General features: G+C 52.3%; 21 protein-coding genes. 10 read left to right on the forward strand and 11 right to left on the reverse strand.

Annotated features, from left to right (window positions below):
• Positions 1-77 precede the first annotated feature (77 nt).
• From ACL02P_RS20285 to ACL02P_RS20315, 7 genes are all read right to left on the reverse strand, one after another.
• Positions 78-1,106 carry a branched-chain amino acid ABC transporter permease gene (locus tag ACL02P_RS20285; protein WP_316011347.1) on the reverse strand — a complete coding sequence of 343 codons (1,029 nt, stop codon included), beginning with the start codon at positions 1,104-1,106 and terminating at the stop codon, positions 78-80.
• Between the two features lie 2 nt (positions 1,107-1,108).
• Entirely contained in the window at positions 1,109-2,011 is a 903-nt protein-coding gene (locus tag ACL02P_RS20290; RefSeq protein ID WP_316011348.1) for a branched-chain amino acid ABC transporter permease, read from the reverse strand.
• 4 nt (positions 2,012-2,015) lie between these two features.
• Positions 2,016-2,720, reverse strand: a complete 705-nt coding sequence (locus ACL02P_RS20295; protein WP_316011349.1) for an ABC transporter ATP-binding protein — start codon at positions 2,718-2,720, stop codon at positions 2,016-2,018.
• On the reverse strand, positions 2,713-3,483 hold the full coding sequence (locus tag ACL02P_RS20300; protein ID WP_316011350.1) for an ABC transporter ATP-binding protein: 771 nt from the start codon (positions 3,481-3,483) through the stop codon (positions 2,713-2,715). Before ACL02P_RS20300 ends, ACL02P_RS20295 begins: the two co-directional genes overlap by 8 nt.
• A gap of 32 nt (positions 3,484-3,515) precedes the next feature.
• Positions 3,516-4,163 carry a GntR family transcriptional regulator gene (locus ACL02P_RS20305; RefSeq protein ID WP_412837978.1) on the reverse strand — a complete coding sequence of 216 codons (648 nt, stop codon included), beginning with the start codon at positions 4,161-4,163 and terminating at the stop codon, positions 3,516-3,518.
• 25 nt (positions 4,164-4,188) lie between these two features.
• Positions 4,189-5,124 (reverse strand): isoaspartyl peptidase/L-asparaginase family protein, encoded by a 936-nt coding sequence (locus tag ACL02P_RS20310; protein WP_316011352.1) that lies wholly within the window; start codon positions 5,122-5,124, stop codon positions 4,189-4,191.
• A gap of 244 nt (positions 5,125-5,368) precedes the next feature.
• Positions 5,369-7,114 (reverse strand): alpha-glycosidase, encoded by a 1,746-nt coding sequence (locus tag ACL02P_RS20315; RefSeq protein ID WP_412837979.1) that lies wholly within the window; start codon positions 7,112-7,114, stop codon positions 5,369-5,371.
• Between the two features lie 600 nt (positions 7,115-7,714).
• Between ACL02P_RS20315 and ACL02P_RS20320 the strand changes: the two genes are divergently transcribed.
• From ACL02P_RS20320 to ACL02P_RS20340, 5 genes are all read left to right on the forward strand, one after another.
• Positions 7,715-9,037: a maltose ABC transporter substrate-binding protein gene (locus tag ACL02P_RS20320; RefSeq protein ID WP_412837980.1), complete on the forward strand. Its 1,323-nt coding sequence runs from the start codon at positions 7,715-7,717 to the stop codon at positions 9,035-9,037.
• Between the two features lie 97 nt (positions 9,038-9,134).
• The gene (locus ACL02P_RS20325; protein WP_412837981.1) at positions 9,135-10,439 is read left to right on the forward strand and encodes a carbohydrate ABC transporter permease; all 1,305 of its coding nucleotides are present in this window, start codon (positions 9,135-9,137) and stop codon (positions 10,437-10,439) included.
• Entirely contained in the window at positions 10,436-11,281 is an 846-nt protein-coding gene (locus tag ACL02P_RS20330) for a sugar ABC transporter permease (RefSeq protein ID WP_333557712.1), read from the forward strand. Before ACL02P_RS20325 ends, ACL02P_RS20330 begins: the two co-directional genes overlap by 4 nt.
• Before the next feature lie 89 nt (positions 11,282-11,370).
• Positions 11,371-11,772: a hypothetical protein gene (locus ACL02P_RS20335; RefSeq protein WP_412837982.1), complete on the forward strand. Its 402-nt coding sequence runs from the start codon at positions 11,371-11,373 to the stop codon at positions 11,770-11,772.
• Between the two features lie 29 nt (positions 11,773-11,801).
• Positions 11,802-13,445: a methyl-accepting chemotaxis protein gene (locus tag ACL02P_RS20340; RefSeq protein WP_412837983.1), complete on the forward strand. Its 1,644-nt coding sequence runs from the start codon at positions 11,802-11,804 to the stop codon at positions 13,443-13,445.
• Positions 13,446-13,699: 254 nt separating this feature from the next.
• On the opposite strand, the gene ACL02P_RS20345 is transcribed toward ACL02P_RS20340, so the two are convergent.
• Positions 13,700-15,454, reverse strand: a complete 1,755-nt coding sequence (locus ACL02P_RS20345) for an alpha-amylase family glycosyl hydrolase (RefSeq protein ID WP_412837984.1) — start codon at positions 15,452-15,454, stop codon at positions 13,700-13,702.
• A gap of 480 nt (positions 15,455-15,934) precedes the next feature.
• Here ACL02P_RS20345 and ACL02P_RS20350 point away from each other — a divergent pair, with 480 nt between their 5' ends.
• Positions 15,935-17,326 carry an L-cystine transporter gene (locus ACL02P_RS20350; RefSeq protein WP_009223940.1) on the forward strand — a complete coding sequence of 464 codons (1,392 nt, stop codon included), beginning with the start codon at positions 15,935-15,937 and terminating at the stop codon, positions 17,324-17,326.
• Between the two features lie 240 nt (positions 17,327-17,566).
• Here ACL02P_RS20350 and ACL02P_RS20355 read toward each other — a convergent pair whose 3' ends face one another.
• Genes ACL02P_RS20355 through ACL02P_RS20365 form a run of 3 tightly spaced genes read right to left on the reverse strand, consistent with a single transcriptional unit; the run spans position 17,567 to position 19,811 of the window.
• Positions 17,567-18,835 (reverse strand): hypothetical protein, encoded by a 1,269-nt coding sequence (locus tag ACL02P_RS20355; protein WP_339301231.1) that lies wholly within the window; start codon positions 18,833-18,835, stop codon positions 17,567-17,569.
• Between the two features lie 11 nt (positions 18,836-18,846).
• A complete protein-coding gene (locus ACL02P_RS20360) occupies positions 18,847-19,332 on the reverse strand; it encodes a prepilin-type N-terminal cleavage/methylation domain-containing protein (RefSeq protein WP_028539822.1) in 486 nt (161 codons plus the stop codon).
• Positions 19,329-19,811 (reverse strand): type II secretion system protein, encoded by a 483-nt coding sequence (locus ACL02P_RS20365; protein ID WP_028539823.1) that lies wholly within the window; start codon positions 19,809-19,811, stop codon positions 19,329-19,331. Before ACL02P_RS20365 ends, ACL02P_RS20360 begins: the two co-directional genes overlap by 4 nt.
• A 247-nt stretch (positions 19,812-20,058) precedes the next feature.
• Here ACL02P_RS20365 and ACL02P_RS20370 point away from each other — a divergent pair, with 247 nt between their 5' ends.
• From ACL02P_RS20370 to ACL02P_RS20385, 4 genes are read left to right on the forward strand one after another with little or no spacing between them, the layout of a single operon-like run.
• Positions 20,059-21,738, forward strand: coding sequence for a GspE/PulE family protein (locus tag ACL02P_RS20370; protein WP_028539824.1), 1,680 nt, complete (start codon positions 20,059-20,061; stop codon positions 21,736-21,738).
• Positions 21,735-22,796 (forward strand): type IV pilus twitching motility protein PilT, encoded by a 1,062-nt coding sequence (locus ACL02P_RS20375; protein ID WP_412837985.1) that lies wholly within the window; start codon positions 21,735-21,737, stop codon positions 22,794-22,796. The genes ACL02P_RS20370 and ACL02P_RS20375 overlap by 4 nt, the downstream gene beginning before the upstream one ends.
• 52 nt (positions 22,797-22,848) lie before the next feature.
• Positions 22,849-24,057: a type II secretion system F family protein gene (locus ACL02P_RS20380; RefSeq protein ID WP_036644415.1), complete on the forward strand. Its 1,209-nt coding sequence runs from the start codon at positions 22,849-22,851 to the stop codon at positions 24,055-24,057.
• Positions 24,058-24,108: 51 nt separating this feature from the next.
• Entirely contained in the window at positions 24,109-24,558 is a 450-nt protein-coding gene (locus tag ACL02P_RS20385) for a prepilin-type N-terminal cleavage/methylation domain-containing protein (protein WP_009223947.1), read from the forward strand.
• The last annotated feature ends 7 nt before the right edge of the window (positions 24,559-24,565 follow it).

Here is a 24,565-nt window from a genome sequence, read left to right on the forward strand (position 1 = left end):
AGTGAACCTAGCCGACATCGCACTTAGTTCTTCTTCATCAGCTCTGCATGCCACTCACCCCCGCATGAAATGACTGTTTATTTTCCTAAAAGACCTTTCGGTCTGAGGATTATTGTGATGATAAGTGCTGCGGACATGAGCACCTGACTGATCCCATACATCTGCGGGAGCTGGACTCCGAATAGCTCAACTCCCCGTTCCAGTTTGTTCAGTAGAAGCTCGGGGATGAGTGTCACTAGAATGGAACCAAGAACCGCGCCGGAAATCGTCCCCGAGCCGCCGATGACGAGCATGAGCACCAGGTTGAAGGTCATGGAGTAGGAGAACATGCTCGGGTTGATGCTTGTAATTAAATGTCCGTATAGACTGCCGCCGATGGCGGCGAAGAACGCGCCTGAGGCAAAAGCGAACATTTTATGCCGCACCACTTTAACGCCCATGGCTTCGGCGGCGAGGTCATCTTCCCGGATGGCTAACATCGCGCGACCGTAAGAGGAATGCAGCAGACGCCAAACGAAGTAAATCGTGATTGCGACAATGGCGTAAACCCACCATATATTCGAGACTTTGGGGAGACCGGATATACCGCTCTTTCCTCGGGTAAAGTCGGTTAAGTTAGAGGCCAGTACATTGATAATGACCATGAAACCCATGGTGGATACGGCCAAGTAGTGCCCGCGCAACTTCAATACGGAGAATCCGATCAGAAATGAGCAAATGACAGCTAAAACTCCACCGATGAGCATGGCGACGACGAAAGGCAACTCAATTTGCTGCAGCCACGCTGGCATTTGCGGGAACAGGAGCGGCTTGCGTGCCAGCGGATAGGTTAGAAGCGCTGTCGTATAAGCGCCTACGGCCATAAACCCGGCATGTCCCAGTGAGAAAATGCCTGTGTACCCGTTCGTTAAGTTAAGGCTGACGACCAGAATGATATTAATCCCAACCAAATTAACCAAACGTAAGTAGTAATCATTTAACGTAAAGTTGGCGACGATGAGCAAAAGGATCAAGACTCCGGCATAAATTGCGAGCGCAGGCTTGCTTCTCATCCCGGACAGGCGAGAACGCGTCTGGCTTGGCTTCAATTCGAGTGGTTTGTTCATCGTTATACCCTCCTATCCTCGGCTTTGCCGAAAATTCCGGTCGGCTTGATCAGCAATACGACGATCAGGGCCAGGAAGACGAAAGCATCCTTATAAGCCGACAGCTCCGGCGGTAAAAAGCCGACAAACAGAATTTCTCCAAAACCGAGAATCAGACCGCCAATCGCTGCACCCGGCAGACTGCCAATACCGCCGATAACGGCTGCAACAAAGGCTTTAAGTCCAGGCACAAATCCCATCATGGGCTCGATTCGACCATAGCGGCCTGCGTTCATCACTCCGGCGACGGCTGCAAGTCCAGCTCCGATAATAAAGGCAGTACGGACGATTGAGTTAATGTTGACGCCCATCAGTACCGAAGCGTTCATATTCTCTGCGGTGGCACGCATGGCAATGCCCAGCTTTGTTTTTTTGATAAACAAGGTAAGGGCGATGAGCAGCAAGGCGGATAGACCGATGATGGCGATGTTCATCACAGAGAAGTCGATATTGCCCACTTCTACCATATTGGATAGGTAAGATGGAACTTGAAATGACCGCGGTTGAGGAGACAAAATCATCGTTGCGAGATTTTGAATCAGGATAGAAACGGCGAAGGAAGTGACCAGTGTCGTTTCCTCCGGCTTGCTTCGCAGCGGCCGATAGGCCGCACGCTCTACGACCAGGCCGATCATCACTGTCACCGCAATGGAGAGGAGGATCGCCACCGGGAAGGGAAGAAGCAGGTTCAACGTGAAGGCCATTGCCGCATACGAGCCGATCATCAGCAAGTCGCCATGAGCGAAATTGATCAGCCGGAGGATCCCGTAGACCAGCGTATAGCCGATGGCGATCAAAGCGTAGACGCTGCCCAACCCCAGGCCGTTAACCAATTGTTGTATAATGTAATCCGCAGAATAGACCATCGGTTCAACCCCCCAGATAAGCCTTTTGGATATCCGAATTGTGCAACAGCTCTTCGGCAGGCCCTTCAAGCTTGATGCTGCCGGTCTCGAGTACATAAGCTCGGTCGGCGATCAGCAGTGATTCATAAGCGTTTTGTTCAACGAGCAGTACGGTAATATCGCTTTTTTTCATTAATTGAATGACTTCAAAAATCTTCTCCACCATGATCGGGGCCAGTCCCAGTGAGGGCTCGTCGAGCAATAACAGGCTAGGCTTGCTCATGAGCGCCCGACCCATGGCCAACATTTGCTGCTCTCCGCCGCTAAGCGCTCCCGCTGGCAGCTTCTCTCGCTGTTTAAGTACCGGGAATAAGCTGTAAATCCATTCGATATCTGTAGAGATGTCGTCCGATTTAGGACGCGTATAAGCGCCCATTCGTAAGTTCTCCAGCACGGTAAGTTGGGCAAAAACCTGACGACCCTCAGGGGAATGAGCCATCCCCATGGACACAATTTTGTGGGCGGGTACGGAGGTGATCTCCTTGCCCATGTACTCGATGCTGCCCGATTTAGGCTTTAGCAATCCCGACAAGGTCCGCAGTGTCGTCGTTTTGCCGGCTCCGTTGGCTCCGAGCAGGGCAACAAGTTCGCCTTGCCGTACTTCTAGTGAGACGTCCTTTAACGCGTGAATTTGATCATAATAAACATTAATCCCCTTAACTTTAAGCATGTTCGGCCGACCTCCCTAAATAGGCTTCAATTACTTCGGGGTGGGAGCGAACGGTCTCAGGATCCCCTTCGGCGATGAGTTTGCCGTAACTCAAGACCTGGAGACGATCACATAGATTCATGACAAACGGGATATCGTGTTCGATCAACAAAATGCTCAAATCATAACGATCACGGATTTCCCGAATGAGCAATGTCAACTCCGCCGACTCGCTGTGGTTCATACCGGCGGCCGGCTCGTCTAATAGCAGCAGGGAGGGGCGCAACGCTAGAGCGCGGGCGATCTCCAGTTTACGCTGGGATCCGTATGGCAGGCTTCCTGCCTTGACGTCCCGTACGTTTTCAAGTCCGACCGAGGCTAGTAGGTTTTCCGCCTCTGAGCGAATGCTTTGTTCTTCCCGAGCAAAGCCGGGAAACCGAAACAAGGTCGATATGAGCCCCGACTTTTTATGGATTTGAGCTGCCACCATCACGTTCTCCAAGACCGTCAGCCCTTTGAACAGACGGATGTTTTGAAACGTTCGTGCCAAGCCAAGGGCGGCGATTTCATCGGGCCTTTTGCCGGAAATCTCTTTACCTTGAAAATAGACTGTTCCCTCCGTTGGTTTGACAAGAGAGGTCAACATGTTAAATACGGTTGTTTTTCCAGCTCCATTCGGGCCGATCAAGCCGTGAATCTGTCCCGGTTTAATCTGGAGACTATAAGCATCGACGGCGGTTAACCCTTTGTATCTTTTCGTCAGTCCGTTCGCTTCCAATATCATGACGCACACCTCCAATATTGAATTAGAAGCTTTTAAGAGTGCTGGGTCGAGAAAATGCGGTTTCGCGTACCCAGGATGTGTTCAACCATTTGCCTTCTTGCTGCTTGCGGATTTTTGTTTTTAATCATCTCGACGATTTCACGATGTTCATCGTTCATTGTGCTTGTGCTGCCGATCTTCATATCCAAGTAAAGTACACGCTGCATGTTATCTAAATTGTTAATGATCAATTTGGTGAGTCGACGGTTGTTGCTAGCTTCAGCCACGGCGACGTGAAAGTCGAAGTTCAGCCGCATATAATCGACCTCGCTGATCCCAGACGAAGGAGTAAAGTTCGTACCGACGAGACGCTCCAGCTTGTCGATCGCCTGACGCGTAGCGAAGGAAGCAGCTAGTTCCGCCGCGCTGCCTTCCAGGATTAGCCTCAGTCCAATCAACTCATCCAGATCTTTTAAGTTGACCTGACTGACGAGGCATCCTTTGTAGGGGATGATCTCGACCAACCCTTCGTGCTTCAGGATGTTAACCGCATCCCGAATCGGTGTTTTGCTGGTTTGAAAACGCTCGGCCAAGTCTCCTGCATGAATCGGTTCCCCCGCTTGCAACTCCCCATAGACAATCATGTCTTTTAACTGCCGATATACCTGGTCGGTCAGCGAAGCTTTCTCCACTTTGCTCACGGACATCTCTCCTTGGCATTTGAATTCAAGTCTGAGGCTGCGGTGTATCGGGTCTTGAACTCGATAGCTGTACTAAAGGAACCTGCTCGATACACCCGTTTCGAATCATGGCGACGGGGAAACTGTCACAGTTATGCACCGCTGCTGCGCGTCCGAGGCGGTCGACGACAAGAATGCCGCCGTATTCTCCTGTAAGCTGATAGAGTCGTTGAATGGCCTTCGTTGCAGCCTCCTGCGGATGAAGGCCTGATTTAATCTCTTCTTCGACAAATTTCGCAGTTAAGGTAGAAATAAATGCCTCGCCGCGTCCGGTACATACGACCGCACAATGGCTTGAGGCATATATCCCTCCTCCGATGTAGGGGGTATCGCCGACACGTCCAGGGAATTTCAGGAACGATCCGCCAGTTGAAGATGCGGCGGCAAGACCGCCTTGATCATCTAGAAGGACGCATCCGACGGTATCCGACTCTTTAATCAATCCGGTAAAGGCGCTAAACTCCACTTCCTTACCGCTGCGCTTGAGGTTGATCGCGGTCTCCCAGGAAGCCAGTTGCACATCGGTGATGCAATTGTCTGCAGGGAAGCCTTGTTCCCTGGCGAACAGAGTTGCTCCCGAACCAGCCAATACAACATGTCGGCTTTCTTCAAGTACTTTACGTGCTACGGATACAGCATGTCTGACTTCTCGCATGGCCGCCACAGCCCCGAATTTTCCGGTTACGCCGTCCATAATGGCGCCGTCGACCTCAACATATCCATCTCGATTCAGGACGGAGCCGAGACCTGCATTGTATAGCGGGTTATTCTCCAACTCGTTAACAGCCTTCTCGACGGCAGACAACCGGTCTCGGCCGCAGGAAATTTCCTGTTGAGCGACTAAGGCAGCCGTTTCAAGGCCCTGGATATAAGGGGGATCTGTTTTCGTTTCAACACTACCGTGAACTAATATAACACTCAATGTAAGCAACCCCCCGTAATTTAAGATGTTTCAGCGATATATCGCAAATATTTATTCCAAATATAGCATGTTAATTCAAGAGAAACAATAGAATGTGTCGAAAAATGTAAACTAATGTTACGTAAGTGCAAATTTAGATAAAGTGATGTAAGGTATTTTACGTTGATGTCCCCTCAGAAAAAAAGAAAGTGCAGGGGGGACCCTGCACTTTCCGTGTGGAGCGTAAATATGAGTTTTGTTTCAGTTAGTTATTCATAGTCAACACGGCATAACCGTATGCTGGGAGCTTAACGGCAAGCTTACCGTCTGTGGTGTTGTAGGTTTGACCGCTGAAGGCATCGCGCCACGTGTTCCCATCCGCAGGGATCGCAAAGGTCTGTCCGGCATCGTAGTTGTTCAGCAGGACAAGTACTTTCTCCCCGTTCTGTACGCGTTCATAAGCAAGCTTCGAGCCGCCTTTCTCGGCGAGCAGGAATTTCAGGCTGCCGGTCCGCAGTGGAGCCAGCTGCTTGCGAACCTTGATCAGCTTCTGATAAAACGCGAACAAGTCATGATCTTGGTGCTTCGGATCCCATTCCATACATTTGCGGCAATCCGGATCCGGTCCGCCGTCGAGACCAACTTCGTCGCCATAGTAAATGCAAGGCGTTCCGCTGTACGTAAATTGGAACAGGGCGGCCAGCTTCATTTTGGCTTTGTTGCCATCGCATAGTGTGAGCAAGCGCGGCGTGTCATGGCTGTCCAGCAGATTAAATGCCACTTCACTTGCTTGGAGCGGATAACGGGACAGCTGCTTACCAATCGCATTGGCGAAGCCCTCGGCATCCAATGTGCCGCGTACGACAAAGTCCAGCACGGCTTCGGTAAACGGATAGTTCATCACAGCATCAAATTGGTCCCCTTGCAGCCAGGCGGAGGACTCATGCCAGATTTCGCCCAAGATATAGGCGTCCGGGTTGGCCGCTTTCACCACTTTACGGAAATCACGCCAGAAGGCATGATCCACTTCATTGGCGACGTCCAGCCGCCAGCCGTCGATGCCCACTTCCTTAATCCAGAACTCCGCAACTTTCAACAAGTATTCTTTAACTTCCGGATTCTCCGTATTCAGCTTAGGCATCAGCGGCTCGAAAGCAAATGTATCGTAACTTGGCACGCCGTCCTTCACTTGCAGCGGATACTCGCGCACATGGAACCAATCTTTGTAGCGTGATTTTTCACCTTTCTCCATCACGTCAACGAAAGGAGCGAAGGTTTTGCCGGAGTGGTTAAATACCGCGTCGAACAGCACCTTGATTCCGCGCTCATGGCAGGCTTGAACCAGCTTCTTGACCGTAGCGATATCGCCGAAATGCGGATCGATCTTCATATAGTCGGCCGTATCGTATTTATGGTTGGTTGTCGCTTCGAACAACGGGGTAAAATAGATACCCGTAATGCCAAGCTCGCTTAAATGATCGAGGTGATCAATGACGCCTTGCAAATCCCCGCCAAAGAAGTTATCGCGCTCCGGTTTGCCGCCCCAAGGCAATACGCCCTTCGGATCGTTGCTTGGGTCGCCGTTGGCGAAGCGTTCAGGGAAGATTTGATAGAAGATGGCATCCTTCACCCATGCCGGCGGCGTAAAGACGTCAACCGGATTGATGAACGGGAATTCGAACAGCCGCTCAGGGCCAGATGGACGCTCTTTCGTAAACTCGCTTTCCGTCATCCAGATCTGCTCGTCGCCGGACTTCAGCAGAAAGCCGTATCTCGTTCGGCGCAGCGGCGGTTGGTAGGTACATTCCCAATAGTCGAACATCTCGTCGCTGATCATCAGGGTCATCGGAATCAGTTCTTTACTTTGATCCCACATGTATTTGTCCCCCACAAAGGCATAGACCTCAGTGAGATCGTTCTTCTTGGCGCGCAAGCGCAGATGAAGCGTTTTGTGGTCGTAAGCATAAGTCCAGTTCAGCTTAGGGCGATGATAGACCGCTTCAAGTAACATGATGAATCCCTCCTAGTGGATTGTGGACAGCTTTGTCCGCCAGGCCCCCGTATCCACTTGCTTTGGAAGCAAAAAAAGCACATCCAAGCCGGAGAAACGGGCCGAGGATGTACCTTTCGATAACAGTGCCTTCAAATTGTGTAACCGAACGGCAAAGCTAGTATTGCTCTCATTGATCCGGATTATAACACTGTTCAAACCATTGCACAAGACGGGAGAAAGTAATGTTCAGGGGAAAGCAGACGATAGATGATAACCTAATGATGAAATAGGAGATTGTGCTGATAAATCGTGAAAATTTTGCGCAAATATGCAATGTTCACTTGGCGCACAACAAAGTTGGGAATATATAAAAAGTGCGAATATTAGAGAAAACGTAAGAAAAACAGAGGAAGAGGATGATTAACCCCCGTTTTTTCTCTGTGCAAACGTTTTTACAACTTCATAGGTATGATGTATCATGAGTTCATGGATAAAGCGCTTTCGGGCGGGAAATACTAAACTATCCCAGGAAGAAGTCGTGGAGGAAAAGTAGTTTTAAGTATTTTCTGAAAACGTTTGCGCATCACGTCTTTATAATTATTAGGAGGGGTTATAGTCATGAAGTTCAAAAAGGCATTGACCTTGATCGCGGCGCTGTCCTTGGTTGTTTCGATCACGGCTTGCGGAGCGGGCAACAACGGCGGCAACAACGGAAGTGCAAATGCTCCGGCGAATCAGACTGAAAATACGGGGAATACCGGTGCCGGAGAGAACGCTTCCGCGGATGCGATCGTTCCGGAAGAGGGCGCTGAGCTGCTCATTTGGGATAGTAAAGAAGAGAAAGTGTTCACTGAAGAAATCGCGAAGCAATTCACCGAAAAATACGGCGTGCCTGTAAAAATTGAAGAAGTATCGCCAACCGACCAAATCGGGAAATTGACGCAAGACGGACCGTCCGGTCTGGCAGCTGACGTGCTGATCGTCCCTCATGACCACCTGGGGAATGCAGCAACTTCCGGCTTGATCCTGCCGAACGATGTCTTCGCTGAAGAAACAACGAAGAACAATACGGAAGCTGCCGTTCAAGGTGCAACTTATGACGGTGTACTGTACGGTTATCCTAGAGCTGCCGAAACGGTGGCTTTGTATTACAATAAATCGCTTGTTCCAGAGCCGCCGAAAGACTTCAAAGACGTTCTGGAATTCAGCAAAACGTTTACCGACAAATCCAAAAACAAATACGGCATCATGTGGGAAGTCGGCAACATGTACTTCAACTATCCGTTTATCGCGAGCACCGGCGGTTACTTGTTCGGCGATAACGGCACCAACCCAGACGACATCGGTTTGGCTAACGATGGCGCAATCGAAAGCTTGAAAGTGTTCCAAAGCTTGAAAGAAGCTCTGCCGATCAACAGCGGCGACATCAACCCGGACATCAAACGCAGCTTGTTTAACGAAGGCGACGTGGCAATGGACATCAACGGTCCTTGGGAATTGGCAGGATACAAAGCCGCTCTCGGCGACAACCTGGGTCTTGCTCTATATCCTTCCATCAACGGCAAAACAGCGATCACCTTCTCCGGTATTAAAATTTGGGTCGTAAACTCCTTTACGAAATACCCGAATGCAGCTAAACTGTTCGCTCATTTCGCTTCCACGAAAGATGCTCAGTTGCTGCTGAATGAAAAAGTCGGCGCCGTACCGACGAACCTGGAAGCGCTGGAAACCGATCAAATCAAAAACGATCCTTTCGTTTCCGTCTTTGCTGAGCAAGCGAAGAACTCCCAGCCGATGCCTTCCATTCCGGAAATGGCTAATGCTTGGGCTCCTGTTAACGCTGCGCTTCCGGAAATCTGGAACAACAATGCAGATCCAAAAGCCGCGATGGAAAATGCCGTGACACAAATTCGGGATTTGAACCAAGGGGCAACGGAGTAAGGCAGAACGAACTGTCACCCAGTGAGGGAAGGTTGAGCCCGCCGCTGATAGCGGCGGGTCATCCTTAATTTCCCAAGGGAGAGGAGAAGGAAGGGAAATGGACCGACACCAACATCGGGATCGGGCGACGCTTTTGTCGATACTGTGCATGGGCCTGGGACAACTCTACAATCGACAATATATCAAAGGGTTGTTGTTCGTCCTTTTTGAAGCATTTAGCGTGATCTATTTGATCCGGAACTTAGGGTTTGCGCTCTGGGGAATCGTTACGCTTGGCGAAACGCCAAGAACCGGAGCCAATATGAACGGCAACTGGGATCACTCGATCTTCATCATGATCCAAAGCTTGATTACGCTGCTGTTTGTGGCGGTTTTTGTCATCGTATATATTATGAACGTTCGCGATGCCCGCAACATTGGGCTGGAACGGGACAAAGGCAAGAAACCAAATAACTTTAAGCAAACGGTACGTTATGTACTGGATTACAAGTTTGCTGTTGCATTTTTGAGCATTCCCGCTCTCGGGATCCTGTTTTTTACCGTAATGCCGATTCTGTTCATGATTCTGCTGGCGTTCACCAACTATTCGGCGCCGAAGCACATCCCGCCGGCGATGCTGGTCGATTGGGTTGGCTTCGAAACCTTTAAAAATCTGGTGGCGCTCAAAACCTGGAGCCATACCTTTTACGGCGTATTGACCTGGACGATTATCTGGGCGATTTTGTCCACGGTAACAACTTATTTTGGCGGTATGCTTGTCGCGTTGCTGATTAATCAGAAGGGCATTCGCTTTAAAGGGCTATGGAGAACAATTTTAATTCTTCCTTACGCAATTCCGCAGCTGATTTCGCTGCTTGTCATGAGAAATATGTTTAACGGTCAGTTTGGTCCAATCAACCAATATCTTAGTTATTTCGGTCTGGGCGGGCTGCCGTGGTTAACCGACCCGTTCTGGGCGAAAGTGACGGTTATCGTCGTGAACATGTGGGTTGGGATTCCGGTCTCCATGCTGCTGATTCTGGGCGTGCTGACGACGATTCCCAAGGATTTGTACGAGGCAGCGGAAGTGGATGGAGCAACCGGGTTCCAGAAATTTAAGATCGTTACGCTGCCAATGATCCTGTTTACGACGGCGCCTACGCTGATTACCCAATTTGCCGGGAACATCAACAACTTTAACGCGATCTTCCTGCTGACGGGCGGCGATCCGGTCAAAGGCGATTATCAATATGCCGGGGCAACCGACCTCCTGGTGACGTGGCTGTACAAGCTGACGTTGAACCAAAACAAATACAACATGGCCTCTGCGATCGGGATCATCATTTTCATCATTATCGCTTCGTTCTCGATTTACAACTACCGCAGAACCAAGTCGTTTAAAGAGGAGGATATGATCCAATGAGCAGACGGAAAATACGAAATGCGATTCGTCTGGGCGCCAGCTACATCGTGCTGATCCTGCTGTGTATTGCCGCCGTCTACCCTGTGCTTTGGGTCGTCTTCGGTTCGTTGCGGCCGGGTAAATCGCTGTACAGCAAGACGTTGATTCCGGAAAAATTTACGTTTGATCATTATCAGGAACTATTTACATCTAAAACCTATCTATTTGGCACCTGGTACCTGAATACGTTAAAAATTGCGGTCTGCTCCATGATTCTGGGCGTGCTGCTGACGCTGCTTACGAGCTATGCGCTCTCCCGGTTCCGGTTCCGCGGACGCAAAACGGCGCTTTCCGGTCTGCTCGTGCTGGGGATGTTCCCGGGATTCATGAGTATGATCGCCATCTATCTGCTGCTGCGGGAGATGCAGCTGCTGGATACGCATTTGGCTCTGATCATCGTATATGCGGCGGGGGCCCCGCTGGGCGGCACGTTTATCGCCAAAGGCTTCCTCGATACGATTCCGCGATCGCTGGATGAAGCGGCACGGATCGATGGAGCGAGCAACTTCCTGATCTTCCGGCGCATCATTCTGCCGTTGTCCAAGCCGATGCTGACGTATATGGCGCTAACCCAATTTGTCGGTCCCTGGGTTGACTTCATCTTTGCCCGGCTCGTCCTGCGAACGAAGGAAAACTGGACGCTGGCCGTCGGGATGTGGGATATGGTCAGCAGCAATCAGAACAGCAACTTTACGCTGTTTGCCGCAGGGGCGGTTCTGATCGCGCTTCCGATCACGATCCTGTTTATGTTCCTGCAGCGGCTGCTTGTTGACGGCTTAACTTCGGGCGCCAGCAAAGGATAATGCAGCTAGAGTTGATCAACACCTGGGTATAGCCTCAGTCAAAGCGGGGCTATACCCTTTTTATACATAAAACAAAAGGGGATGCGGAAATGAATAAGCTTCGCGGTGGGCGGCACTGGAATTCCGTGGGCCTAAAGATGTTTGTGATCGTATTTGCGGCAGTCGTGGTGTTGTCGGTGGTGCTGGGGTTCAGCTCTTACCGAGCGTCCAGGGAGATCATCCGGGAGCAAGTGGCTTCCGCCTCCACTCAGGCGGTGGAGCAGGCAGCGGACAAGCTCGACTTCCTGTTCGAACAATATGAGGCTACGTCGCGGCAATTGGCTGTTGATCAGACGCTGCGGAGCGATCTGGAGACGGTGAACCAGCCGGGAATCGGAACCGTTGTGAAGACGCAAGCCGAGGACCGGATCCGCAAGAAGCTTGACGCGTTGAAGAGTGCCGATGAACGTCTTCAGGAGTGCGTCTTGTTTCTAAGGACTTGGAAGACGTGAAGTCGTACAAATCTTCAGGGGTCAGTTCGGTGCGTACGGATGAGGCGGTGGAAATCCGGGTGAGGGAGGTATTGGAAGCAACCGGCGAGCCCGTGTGGTTCCCGGCGTTACAGAAGGGCTTCTTTAACGCTTATACCGAGCCGACGATCACGATGGCCCGCTTGCTAAGGAATATCAATCACCCGGAGGCGGAATATATCCTGCTGTTTGAGATTAAGGCGCAGGCATTGGGGGATATTTTAGGCAACCTTCAGATCGGGAAGACCGGGCAGGTGCGGGTGCTTACCGCCGATAATCGGATTGTCCATGCGAACGATCCTGCACTTCTGGAGACGGAATCCGTCATCAAGGTGGAGGCCCGACAGGCGGAATCGGGAGAAAGCTCGTTCCAAGCAGCAGATGAGCAAGGAATTCAGCAACTGGTCGTGTTCCGACCGCTGCAAACAGTCAACTGGCGGATTGTTGGATATGCTCCGGAGAACGACTTTTTGAGTGCGACGGATCGGCTGCTTGTCGTCATGTTGTTCGTGCTTCTGGGCGCCGTGGTCGTTGCGGCTCTGATCGGCTATTTCCTGGTGCGCATGGTCGGCCGGCCCTTGGAGAAGCTGTGCCGATTAATGGAGGAAGGCGAACGCGGCAATTTGCAAGTGCGGACGCATTTTAAAGGAAATGACGAAATCGGCAGGCTGGGGCACAGCTTTAACCGGATGCTCGAGCAAATTTCACGGCTCGTGGAACGGACCAATGAATCCGCCGTGGAGCTGCTGGCTACGGCGGAGAATTTAACGAGGGCGTCGCGCGATACGTCGCAGACTGCCGCCGAGATTGCGCAGGCGACCGGAGAAATCGCCGCCGGAGCTGAAAGCTTGGCCGTGGAGGCGGACAAGGGCACCGAGACTGCGGAGCAGATCGGTGATCAAATGAGCCGAGTGGCTCGTCTGAACGCGGCGATGGACGAATCCGCCGGTCGTGTCATCGAGGTCAGCCGCAATGGGGAAGCGCATATGGAGGAGCTGGTGGAGAAGACGGAAGCCGTGTCGCAGATGACAGCGCTGTTGGAGGAGAATTCGGCGAAGCTCAGCCGAAGCACTCAGTCGATCCGCTCGATCCTTGCCCCGATGGTGGAGATGACCAAGCAAACGAACATTTTGTCGTTAAATGCTTCGATTGAAGCGTCCCGTGCCGGGGCAGCCGGCAAAGGCTTTATGGTCATTGCCGGGGAGATCCGCGAGCTGGCTGCCGCTTCGGGGGAATCGATCCAAACCGTATCGGCGATCACCGAGGAAATCCAGGAGGCAATAGGACAAACGGTGGAGGTATTGACGGGAATTGCGCCGCTGTTTGCGGCACAAACCGAAGCCGTCAAAGAAGCCGCAGGCATCTTCCAGAACGTCAAAGGGGAGATGGAGCAGTTCGTGACGGAGATCCGAAGCTCGTCCGCCTCCGTTCAGGAGCTGCTGCAATCGCAAGCGACCCTGCAGGATTTTGTGGACACGGTCAGCTCGGTGGTGCAGCAGACCAGCGCTTCTACCGAGGAGGTCGCCTCCATGTCTCAAGAGCAGCATCGGGTCAGCGCCGAGTTGGTTGAACTGTCGGCTCGTCTGGAGGAACTGGCGGGGCAACTGCAGCGTTCGCTCAGCGCGTTCCAGGGTGAAGGCGCGGCGAGTCATTAATTGTCTGTCGTGTTTTCGTGTCGCTAGCGGACTCAAATGCCGTTAATCCGCTGAATAGCGGGTTTCTCGAAAACTAACGGACCCAGGAGCCGCTATTTGCTGCTTGGATAGCTCCAAACGCTAGTTTTAGCCCGAATAACGTCACTGGAGTCCATTAGTTTTTGAAATATGCGAAAAATGAGCAAATAACGTCCATACAGTCCGTTACATTTAAAAAGGCCCTGCAGCTGTTTGTTAGCTGGCAGGGCCTTTTACTATTCTAATACCGCTGTTGAATACGCAGGCAGCGTCAGCGTATTGCCGCTGAGGCTGGCGCCTTCGCCTGTTTCCGCCAACAGCTTGGTGAAGCTCTTGCCGTCTGCTTGATTCGGATCCAAGGAGACCGTGAGCTCTTGACCGGTTAAGTTGTGAGCGACGAGCACCGCCTGGTCTTCTGTCAAGCGAACAAACGCGGTGATTCCCGGCTGATCCGTTGTATATTCCTGGATTGCTCCGTCCCTTAGCGCCGGAATATCGTTGCGCATCCGGATCAACTGGCGATAATGCGACAGCAGGGAGGCGGAGTCGCCGGTTTGCTCGCTTACGCTGAGGCCCTTGATGCCGGCATTGTTTTTGGCGGGCTCCCAGGTCGTTTGGCCTTCGCTGTCGTCCGGCGTCCAACGCATCGGCTCGCGAATCAGCTCGTCAGGCTTCGCCCCAAACATGCCAATTTCCTCGCCGTAATAGATGTACGGATTGCCGGGAAGCGTGAGCAGCAGGCTCGCGGCCATCTTCGCGTGCGGCACATCTCCCTCCAGCTGGGTCATGACTCGGTTCTGGTCATGGTTGGTCAAGAACGTAGCGTCGACGAAGTTGCCGCCGGATTTTTCGCTGTACAGCTTATACGTACGCTCCAGCGTAAAAGGGATGTTCGCGTCCTTTTCGTTCTTGACGCTGCTGAGGATCGTTTCGGCCAGGCCAAAGTTAAACCCGGAATCCAAGGCTTTGTCCAGATAGGAGGAGATCAGCGCTGCGGAAGGATCCCAGATCTCGCCAACGAGATAGGCGTCCGGCTTGACTTCGTTGAGCCCACTGCGGAACTCCTGCCACCAAGCCACATTTTTGTTCGTGGTTTCTTGGCTCTTGTCGGTCAGCAAATCCTCGTAGATATGCTTCGCTGCATCCAGGCGGAACCCATCCACGCCTTGCTCCAGCCAGAATTGTCCGATCTCGATCATTTCTTTCCGTACTTCCGGGTTATCGAGGTTGAGATCCGGCATCCCGTCCCAGAAGATTCCGAGGTAATGGCCGCCGTTCAGGCTATGCCAAGGGTTGCCGCTTCCGGCGGCACTGGTGCCGGACACAGCACGGCCTTGATCCTCGGCCCAAACGTACCAATCCCGGTACGGGCTGTTTGGATCGGCAGCTGATTGGGTGAACCACGGATGCTCTTTGCTGGTATGATTGACGACCAGATCCATAATGACCTTTATCCCGCGCTTATGGGCCTCATTCAAAAACGTGCGGAAGTCGTCCATCGTCCCGTAATCCGGATTGATGTCCCTGTAGTTGGTGACGTCATAACCGTGATAGCTTGGCGAAGGATTAATCGGCATCAGCCAGATGCCGCCAATCCCCAGGTCGGTATCCGTATCCGGGTTCCCATCATTTAAGTAGTCGAGCTTGCTGATCAGCCCCTTGAAATCCCCAATGCCGTCGCCGTCCGAGTCGGCAAAGGAACGGACAAAAATTTCATAAAAAACCGTAGAGGGTTGGGAGTCCACCGCATTAGGTGCAGCGGCTTTCCCGCCTTCAGGGGGGGGCGGGCTTGTGGCTGCTGTATCGTTGGAATTCCCTTTTGGTTCCGAGACGGTGCTCTTACTGCCCGGTGTATCGGTACAGCCGGCAAGCAGCATTGGCAGCAGCACCAAGAGCAGGATCAGGATCCGAAGCAGGTGCGGGGGAAGCAACGGGACAGCGCTTCCATTTCGCCGCAGCTTCGTTCGCTGAAGAAGACTTGGGGTTTGCATCGAACATCTTCCTTTCGCAAAAGTACTTTTATTTCACCATCATACCTGAGGAACAAGAAAAATAAAACGTTTGCACAAGGAGAATTTAAGGAAATTTCAGTTAATATAAGTAAATTACATAATTATTAAGACGAAATCATTAGTTATCTCCATATTAATTAGATAATCGCCTGTTCTCATAATTGTTATTGAACAAAACCATGAAAATTTAGATTGGTATCCGTAAAAATGAATCTAATTTATCCCAATTATGCAATATATCAGTATGCAAACGTTAGAATTTGAGATGTGGGGATGAGGCAAAGTCTTACTGTGTGGAGCAGGGACAACCTTTGTAATTTAGTGACAAGCTGTGTGAAAGTTAATCCTATCAAAATACTTGTATATGTGTTATCATACGATTTGTAATTCGCAACTCGGCGTTTGCCTATCAAGGTGCGAACACGAATTTAAGGAACATATTCAGGGGGAGATCAGGTTATGGATACCTTGCGTATTATCATTAATGTAGCCGTTATGCTCGTGCTGATCGGCATTCTGATTTGGATGCAGAAGAAGCACATATCCTTTACCAAGCGGGTGTTTACCGGACTGGGGCTTGGGCTCGTGTTTGGAGTGATCCTGCAGGTGTCCTACGGCGCCGGCTCTGAGGTTATCGCGAAATCAACCGACTGGTTTAACCTGGCTGGGCGTGGTTACGTCGGGCTACTGCAGATGGTTGTTATTCCGCTGATCATGGTTTCGATTATTTCGGCAATCATGAATTTGAAGGGGAAACAAAACTTAGGTAAAATGAGCGGTCTGATCATCGCGGTATTGCTGATTACGACGGCGATCGCGGCCAGCGTCAGCATCGTGACCAGCTTGAGCTTCGATCTGAAGGCAATTGAAATCGAGGCAGGCGAACGGGAGCAGGCGCGCGGGGCGGCACTTGAAGACCGGCTGGGCACAGTGGAAGATAAGACAATTCCGCAGCAGGTGCTCGACTTCATTCCTACCAATCCGTTTGCGGATATGACCGGTGCGCGGAGCACCTCGACTTTGGCGGTCGTGATTTTCTCGGCATTTATCGGGGTAGCGGTACTTGGACTCGATAAGAAAAAACCTGAGCAGGCGGATACGTTCCGCAAAATGGTCGAAGCGGTTTACACCGTTGTGATGCGGATCGTTACGTTGGTTCTGCGCTTGACGCCTTATGGGATTTTGGCGTTGATCACGAACGTCGCTGCTACGACCAACGCCGAAGAGATTTTGAAGCTGATCAAGTTCGTGGGAGCTTCGTATGTGGCGCTGATCGTGATGTTCATCATTCACCTGATTCTGTTGGCCGCCTTTGGCTACAATCCAATTCAGTATGTACGTAAAGTGTTCCCGACGCTGGTATTTGCGTTTACCTCGCGTTCGAGTGCGGCAACGATTCCGTTGAACGTGGAGACGCAAACGAAACGTCTGGGCGTTCCAGAAGGAATCGCCAACTTGTCGGCTTCGTTTGGTGCAACGATCGGACAAAACGGCTGCGCCGGGATTTACCCAGCAATGCTGGCTGTTATGATCGCTCCGACCGTTGGGATCAACCCGATGAGCTGGGACTTTATCCTGACCTTGATCCTGGTTGTAACGATCAGTTCGTTTGGGGTTGCCGGCGTTGGCGGCGGGGCTACGTTCGCTTCGCTGATCGTTCTGTCGACAATGAACCTGCCGGTTGCTTTGGCGGGTCTCTTGATCTCCGTCGAGCCGCTGATCGATATGGGCCGGACGGCGCTGAACGTCAACGATTCGATCACCGCTGGCGTAATCACCGGCAAGATTCTGGGCGAGAACGACACCGAGGCGTTCAAACGCGACGTGGACTTGGACGCTGTGACTGCTTAATACATCGCATGGGAAATGCAAACGAAAACCGCTGGGCGTATGCCCGGCGGTTTTTCTGTGTAGGGTACCTATGTCAGCCGCACGCTTCTCATGATTATCCCGTTGCATCAGGGGGGGGCGGGGATCACCTCACTCAATCCTTCCATTTCTGAACGAAAGGGATAATCATGGAAAGAGGAGCCAGAGGGGGGCACGAAGGTCACGAGGGTCATGAGATAGCGTTGGCCCTGTGAGTCCCCCTCAGTTAATAACAAAATATTTTTCCTCGAACTTGATCTCCGACGGTTTCTCGGGAGTTGCGGGGGAAGAAGCTGCACCGTTGATGGTTACTTTGTTGTTCCCGTTAATATGAAGCGCACCGTTCGTATAGATGTGGCCTGTTAAGGCCGAGGGGGCAGTCCCGTTGTTCACATTGACCGAACCCGCAGCGAATAAGGCAAATTGATTGCTGCCGTTTAAATTATTGATGTTGGAGGCTCCTGTGAGATAGATGTTTTGGGCGAACAGCGTACCGCTGGTATTCAAGGAGCTTCCATAAAAATCGCCGGTGATGTTCACCGTAGGTTCGCTGTTAAAGTTGGTGGTTCCGTTCACTTTAATTAAGCTGCCTTGCAATTTCATATTGTTTCCGTTGTTGATCAACAAATCCCCGCTAATGTAAATGATCCCGCTGGCCACGATAGACGAATTGGCTTCCATCGTAACCCCGCCTTTTACCCAGAGGTCGCCGTCCACCTTTAAAGCAACGTTGGGCATCAATTTGATCGCATTTAATACGGTTGATTTCGTGAACTGGGTGCTAGTTCGAACCTCGAAGTCCAGTTGTGTCGCCGGGGTTGCAAAAAGGGCCGATTTCGTCGTCTTCAGGTCCTGATCGAGCTGATTCACGATGGAGGTGATATCTAATCTTTTTGGCGGAGTTAGACTCGATCCCGGCAAGGTAGGGGATACAAGGACACCGTTAATGTGGGACTGGTTGTTGGCTACTGCTCCAGCCGAATAGACATTCCCGTTGATCGTCGTTCCGTTCAAAGCCGTGGACCCAAAGCTAACTACGGCGTACTCGCCCGTTCCGGTTCCCGGAGAAGGGTCGGTAGGAGTGAAGGCGAGCGTAATCTCCACCTTTCGCCGGAAGGTTTGCGTGATTTTGTCCGATACCCCATCGGCTCTGACAACGGCAACGTACCGCTGGTTTTCGGTGTCCAAGGTGACTGTCTCAGCCTCTACATAGGGGGCGGCAGCGGCTTGCACGTCTTCCAACGTCACTTTGTCCCTATCGCTCAGCGCCATCACGGCCGCCCGCAAATCGGAAAGCTTGATCAGCAGCTTCGTTTCGCCGTCGGCTTGGGCGGAGACGATATCTTCGGAGACGTTCACCATCCCTTGAGAATTCGTTACCGACTGCACGACCAGCGTGCCGATCACGAGCAGCATGGCAACTAAGAGCAGCACAGAGATTAAAGCATAACCTTGCTCTTGGCGGATTGTGGCTAGTCCTCGTTTTGTCATCCACACGCACCTCACGAAATCAGTTTGATGGAAACGAACAGATAGATTGGCTCGACCTCGGGCTCATTCTTTAGCGCCACTTGAAGGTTCACCCACAGATCGTTAGGGCCTTTGGAAAAAGTGGTGCCGGTTAAATCCAACCTCTCGTCGCTGAAACGTTCGCCGTTGAGGAGAAGCTGTCCCCCGACAAGCTGAAAGCGGAGCGTCTGGGTCGTTTCCGTCAGCGCATCGGTGACCACTTCCGCTTGAAATTGCGTAAAGGTGCCCGAGCCCGAAATGGACACGGCATTTCTCAGCTTGGTCTGAAGGGCTGAACTGAGCGTGATCGCTTCGTTCCGAAGCTGGGTTTCATGGTTAACCCGTCCAAAAGCGAACAGCGATGTGGTCAGCACGGTAGACACCAGGACGACCAGCAATCCGGATAAAGCCAAGGCGGCCAGCAGCTCCACCAGCGTAATTCCGTCTTCCCGGTGAATCAGCCGCAATCGATGCTTCATGACGAGCCCCCTCCGGCGATTGCGTAGTTTTTCTTCACAGCCCCGGTTATCGAGACTTTGTGTCTATATTCGCCTGCGCCCTGGGATGGGTCAGGCTGCCAATAGGCTGTTACGGTGATGTACAGAATGTCAGGATGGGAAGGATAGTCCGAATGATGGCTGCTCACCTCGGTTTCTAGCAAATAGATTCCGCGAGTGATATTCGGCAGCGTTCCCGGGGATCGGCTGGCCCAAGTCTGCAGCTGCGAAAACCCCATCGCTTGCACCTCGTGCAGTCGGGCGTTCGCCAGATGGGTTGCGGATAAACGCTGATTCGTAAGTCTGCTCTGCGATGCACTGTTCGAGAAATAAGATAACAAAGCTAAGCAGACGACGGAGAGAATCACTAACGCCAGGGCTACCTCAAGTAAGGTCAGACCGTCTTCCCGCGCAAATGCCCGGAGAAGAGGTGATTTTTTTTGTCTATAGGCAGGTTCCATGACCGTCCCCTCGCTTTCAAAACGGGATACATATGCAGAGTGTTGTTAATCGATAGAGAGTTCTGTCGACCTATGTAATCTAGGTATATTTTACTACAAAAATGATAGCATCGTTTTAGTGAAAGGTATATAATCGGTATTAAATTACTACGATTTATTTTTCTGGAACTATTTTTGTTTACTCTAAATAGGACAATAGAACTATTAATTAAATCGCATGAAAACTCCAACAGGGATGAGGTGAACCATGTACACGATCAAGAAAAGGTTGGGTGAACTTCTGCTGGAATCCGGAATCATCACGGAGCAGCAGCTGCAAGCCGCTTTGGAGGAACAGCAGCGCACCAGAAAAAAGCTTGGTGACGTGTTGTTAGCACAAGGCGTCTTGACGGAGCACCAGCTCATCGAGGTGTTGGAATTTCAGCTGGGTATTCCTCATGTCACACTATCCAGGTTTCAAATTGATACGAAATTAAGCCAGGTCATTCCGGAGCAAATGGCCAGACGGTATCAAGTGCTTCCGATCCGCGTAGACGGACGTAAACTCATGGTTGCAATGGCCGATCCTTTGGATCTGTTTATCATCGACGACCTCAGAATGAGCACCGGCTTTACGATCGAACCGGCGATTATTTCGCGGGGCGAGCTGCAGCGGGGCATTGCCCGGTTGTATGGCCTGCAGGACTCCATGAATGAAATGATCAAGGATCTTGGGGCCGGCACCGCTCAAATTGAAGTTGAAGATGCGGTGATTCAGGGTGAGGATTCGCCTGTCGTCCGGCTGGTGCAGCAAATGATTGAGCAGGCGGTGCGCCTTGGCGCCAGCGACATTCACGTCGATCCGATGGAGACCCAACTGGCGATCCGTTATCGGATTGATGGACAGCTGCGCAATGAGCGGACGATTCCGAAGTCGATGCAAGGCGTCATCATCGCCAGGCTGAAGATTCTCGGCAACCTGAACATCGCTGAACGGCGGTTACCGCAGGATGGCCGGATCAAAATGCTGGTGGATGGCCAAACGATCGATATCCGTTTGTCGTCGCTGCCAACCGTCCATGGAGAAAAAATCGTCATGCGGCTGCTCGACCTTGCCGAAGGCGTGAAGGGCTTGGACAAGCTGGGCATGACGGAGCAGACGTTAAGCCTGTTCCGGCGCATGATTGAGAAGCAGCACGGCATGGTTCTGCTGACCGGGCCAACGGGGAGCGGGAAGACGACGACCTTGTATTCGGCCCTGCAGCACTTGAACCGGGAAGAAACGAATATCATTACGGTCGAAGATCCGGTGGAGTACACGCTGGACGGCGTGAACCAAATGCAGGTTCATCCGGCTGCCGGATTGACGTTTGCCAGGGGGTTGCGCTCCATCCTGCGTCAGGATCCCAACATTATCATGGTGGGGGAAATCCGCGATCTGGAAACGGCGGAGATTGCAATTCGTGCTTCTTTAACCGGGCATCTCGTATTTTCGACTTTACATACCAATGATGCGGTGAGTACGGTCGTCCGGCTGCGTGACATGGGGATCGAGCCGTACTTGATCGCCTCGTCGCTGATCGGGATCGTGGCCCAGAGGCTGGTGCGCTGCATCTGCCCGGACTGCAAAACGGCCTATACGCCAGATCGGCAGGAAATGATTTATCTGGAGCGTCTCGGCATTCAAACGGACAAGCTGTACCGCGGCAACGGCTGCGGCACCTGCGGCAAAACCGGCTACCGTGGCCGGATGGCGGTGCATGAAGCGCTGCTGATCAGCGACGACCTGCGCACGGCGATTGTGGAAGGCCGCTCAATTCATGAGCTGCGCCGGATGGCGAAGGAGCAAGGGATGACGCCGTTGTTTGCCGACGGGATCCAGAAAGCGCTGGAGGGACAAACCACCTTGCAGGAAATCATCCGTGAAGTGGAAGAGGGAGAGCGATGAATCAAGGACCGATCGTGACGGACGGGACGTTTAACGGACTGTTGAAGCAGGCGTTTGATGCCGGCGCCTCCGATTTGCACGTGACGGTGAATTCGCCTCCGGTGCTGCGCATCGATGGAGCGCTTCGCGCCCTGGACGGAGAGCTGCTCTCGCCGTCCATGCTGGAGCAGATCGTGCAAGAGCTGATGAGCCCGGCGCAGTATAAGAAATTCACGGAGTTCGGGGAGCTGGATTTCTCTTACGGCGTGCCGGGCCTCTCCCGGTTTCGCATCAATGCCTTCCGGCAGCGGGGCTCGATCAGCATCGCGGCCAGGGTCATTTCGCCTTCGATCCCGCCCTTCGAAACGTTAAATTTGCCGCCGGTGCTGTTGAAGCTGGCGCAGAAGCCGCAAGGGTTGTTTCTGGTTACCGGCCCGACGGGAAGCGGCAAATCAACGACGTTGGCTTCGTTGATTGACCATATTAATCATACCCAGCGCAAGCATATCGTAACGCTGGAGGATCCGATCGAATACTTGCACCGCCACGACAAGTCGATCATTAATCAGCGGGAGGTGGGGCTGGATACGTTGTCTTTTGATAACGGACTGCGGGCTGCGCTTCGTCAAGATCCGGATATCATCTTGGTTGGCGAGATGCGCGATCCGGAGACGATTCGGACGGCCATCACGGCGGCCGAAACCGGTCATCTCGTCTTTGCCACCTTACATACGGCGGACGCTCCGCAAACGATCGATCGGATCATTGATGCTTTTCCACCGGCCCAGCAGGGGCAGATCCGGATTCAGCTGGCTTCGGTGTTGCTGGCAATCCTATCGCAGCGGCTGCTTCCGTCCCGCAGCGGGAAAGGGCGGGTGTGCGCGACGGAATTGCTGCTCAATCCGCCGGCGGTCGGCAACCTGATCCGGACGGAGAAGGTGCACCAAATTCGAAGCGTGATGCAGACAAGCTCCCAGCTTGGGATGCACACGCTGGAGATGAGTCTGCGTGAGCTGCTGCGGCAAGGGGCCATTGATGAGGCTGCAGCCCGGCCATACCTAGCGGAAAGCCCTCATTAATTCACGAGGTTAAGTAAACAGCAGATGTGTGAAGCGGAAGGACAGATGGAAGATGCCCCAGTACGTATATCAGGGCAAGGATGTGGTGGGGAAGCGATGCAAAGGGGCTCTGCAAGCCCCGGATCGGCCAACCGCGCTTGCCGAACTCAAGAGGCAGCAAATCGTAGTAACGGGTCTGCGTGAGCAGCGCGAGACGGTGTGGAATAAAGAGTTTTACCTGGGCAGCCCGGTGAAGAACGAGCAGTTCGTCGTGTTTTGCCGGCAGTTTGCCACGATGATTAAGGCGGGAATCTCGATCGTGGAGGCGACCGCGATCTTAGCGGAGCAATCGGAAAGCAAACCGCTGAAGAAGACGCTGGCTGAAGTAACCGCCGAGCTCCGTAAGGGCAATACGCTCTCCGGGGCGGTCGCGGCGTACCCGCGGATTTTTCCGTCGATCTTTGTACATATGGTTCGCGCAGGGGAAGAGGCAGGCAGCATGGAAGAGACGCTGGAGCGGCTTGCGGTGTATTTTGAAAAAGCGCATGTCACGCGGGAGAAAGTGAAGTCCGCGATGACCTATCCGCTGATCGTCAGCGTGATGGCCGTGTTTGTGATTATCTTCCTGTTGAAATTTATGATTCCCCGCTTTCAAGCGATGTTCGCTGAATTAGGCGGTGATTTGCCCGCGATTACGAGGTTTACGCTTACCCTCAGCCGCAGTGTGGAACAGCATTGGATCGTATGGCTGCTGGCCGCTTTGGCGGCGGTTGCTGTGGTCTACCTGCTCTTGAAGTGGGAGCGAGGGGCGTATGCTTGGGATTATATCAAGCTCAAAGTCCCCGTGTTCGGGATGCTCAATCGGAAAAGCGCGATCGCCCAGATGACGCGGACGTTGTCTTCGTTGTTTGCCAGCGCGGTGCCGGTGCTTCAAGCCTTGGCGATCGTAGAGAAGGCCGTCGGCAACAGGGTGATCGGAGCGACGCTGCAGGAATGCCAGGCATCGCTGCGCCAAGGACGGCCGCTGTCAGAGCCGCTGCGCCAGTCGTGGGTGTTTCCGCCGCTGGTCACCCAGATGATTCGGGTTGGCGAGGAGACCGGTTCGATCGATGCGATGCTGGGCAAGGTGGCCGATTTTTATGAACGGGACGTTGAGAACACGGTGGACAAGCTGAAGCAGCTGATCGAGCCGGCGATGATTTTGCTGCTGGCTGGCGTGGTTGGCTTTATCATTGCTTCGGTAATGATCCCGATGCTTAGTATTTATCAAAGTATCAGCTGAATTGGGTTGAGCTCACGAAGTGAAGCAAATTATTTTAGGAGGTTAATTATTATGACAGCACTTATCCAACGGATTCAACGATTGCGCAAGGAAGAGAAGGGGATTACGCTCGTCGAGTTGCTGGCCGTTATCGTCATTATCGGGGTGATCGCTGCAATCGCGGTGCCTTTGATTTCCGGGTTGTTGAACGATACGAAGGAGAATGCCAGAACAGCAACGGCAAACCAGCTGTATGAAGCGGCGAGATTGAGATCGATTACGAAAAACAACGGGGAAGTTACAGGGACGCATAAGCTGTCCGACTTGGTTAGTGAAAAATACATCCAGAGCGGAATTACAGATCCCAAAACCGGGGCGGCATTAGGCGACAATACTTCCGTAAATCTGGACAATTGGAATACGGAGAATGCTGTAGTCACGTTGATCATCGGCAGTGATAGCGTCAGTTTTAAAACCTCTGAATTAAAAGCAGGTAAGAAGCTTGCTTCTTCTACAGACTGAAGCGGAT

The organism is Paenibacillus sp. MB22_1, assembly GCF_047200555.1.
GTDB classification, from domain to species: domain Bacteria; phylum Bacillota; class Bacilli; order Paenibacillales; family Paenibacillaceae; genus Fontibacillus; species Fontibacillus phoenicis.

Coding starts and splice junctions, on each gene's coding strand:
- ACL02P_RS20285 (WP_316011347.1), bottom strand. CDS start 1,106: ATGAACAAACCACTCGAATTGAAGCCAAGCCAGACGCGTTCTCGCCTG.
- ACL02P_RS20290 (WP_316011348.1), bottom strand. CDS start 2,011: ATGGTCTATTCTGCGGATTACATTATACAACAATTGGTTAACGGCCTG.
- ACL02P_RS20295 (WP_316011349.1), bottom strand. CDS start 2,720: ATGCTTAAAGTTAAGGGGATTAATGTTTATTATGATCAAATTCACGCG.
- ACL02P_RS20300 (WP_316011350.1), bottom strand. CDS start 3,483: ATGATATTGGAAGCGAACGGACTGACGAAAAGATACAAAGGGTTAACC.
- ACL02P_RS20315 (WP_412837979.1), bottom strand. CDS start 7,114: ATGTTACTTGAAGCGGTCTATCATCGCCCTAAGCTGAACTGGACTTAT.
- ACL02P_RS20320 (WP_412837980.1), top strand. CDS start 7,715: ATGAAGTTCAAAAAGGCATTGACCTTGATCGCGGCGCTGTCCTTGGTT.
- ACL02P_RS20325 (WP_412837981.1), top strand. CDS start 9,135: ATGGACCGACACCAACATCGGGATCGGGCGACGCTTTTGTCGATACTG.
- ACL02P_RS20330 (WP_333557712.1), top strand. CDS start 10,436: ATGAGCAGACGGAAAATACGAAATGCGATTCGTCTGGGCGCCAGCTAC.
- ACL02P_RS20335 (WP_412837982.1), top strand. CDS start 11,371: ATGAATAAGCTTCGCGGTGGGCGGCACTGGAATTCCGTGGGCCTAAAG.
- ACL02P_RS20345 (WP_412837984.1), bottom strand. CDS start 15,454: ATGCAAACCCCAAGTCTTCTTCAGCGAACGAAGCTGCGGCGAAATGGA.
- ACL02P_RS20350 (WP_009223940.1), top strand. CDS start 15,935: ATGGATACCTTGCGTATTATCATTAATGTAGCCGTTATGCTCGTGCTG.
- ACL02P_RS20355 (WP_339301231.1), bottom strand. CDS start 18,835: ATGACAAAACGAGGACTAGCCACAATCCGCCAAGAGCAAGGTTATGCT.
- ACL02P_RS20360 (WP_028539822.1), bottom strand. CDS start 19,332: ATGAAGCATCGATTGCGGCTGATTCACCGGGAAGACGGAATTACGCTG.
- ACL02P_RS20365 (WP_028539823.1), bottom strand. CDS start 19,811: ATGGAACCTGCCTATAGACAAAAAAAATCACCTCTTCTCCGGGCATTT.
- ACL02P_RS20370 (WP_028539824.1), top strand. CDS start 20,059: ATGTACACGATCAAGAAAAGGTTGGGTGAACTTCTGCTGGAATCCGGA.
- ACL02P_RS20375 (WP_412837985.1), top strand. CDS start 21,735: ATGAATCAAGGACCGATCGTGACGGACGGGACGTTTAACGGACTGTTG.
- ACL02P_RS20380 (WP_036644415.1), top strand. CDS start 22,849: ATGCCCCAGTACGTATATCAGGGCAAGGATGTGGTGGGGAAGCGATGC.
- ACL02P_RS20385 (WP_009223947.1), top strand. CDS start 24,109: ATGACAGCACTTATCCAACGGATTCAACGATTGCGCAAGGAAGAGAAG.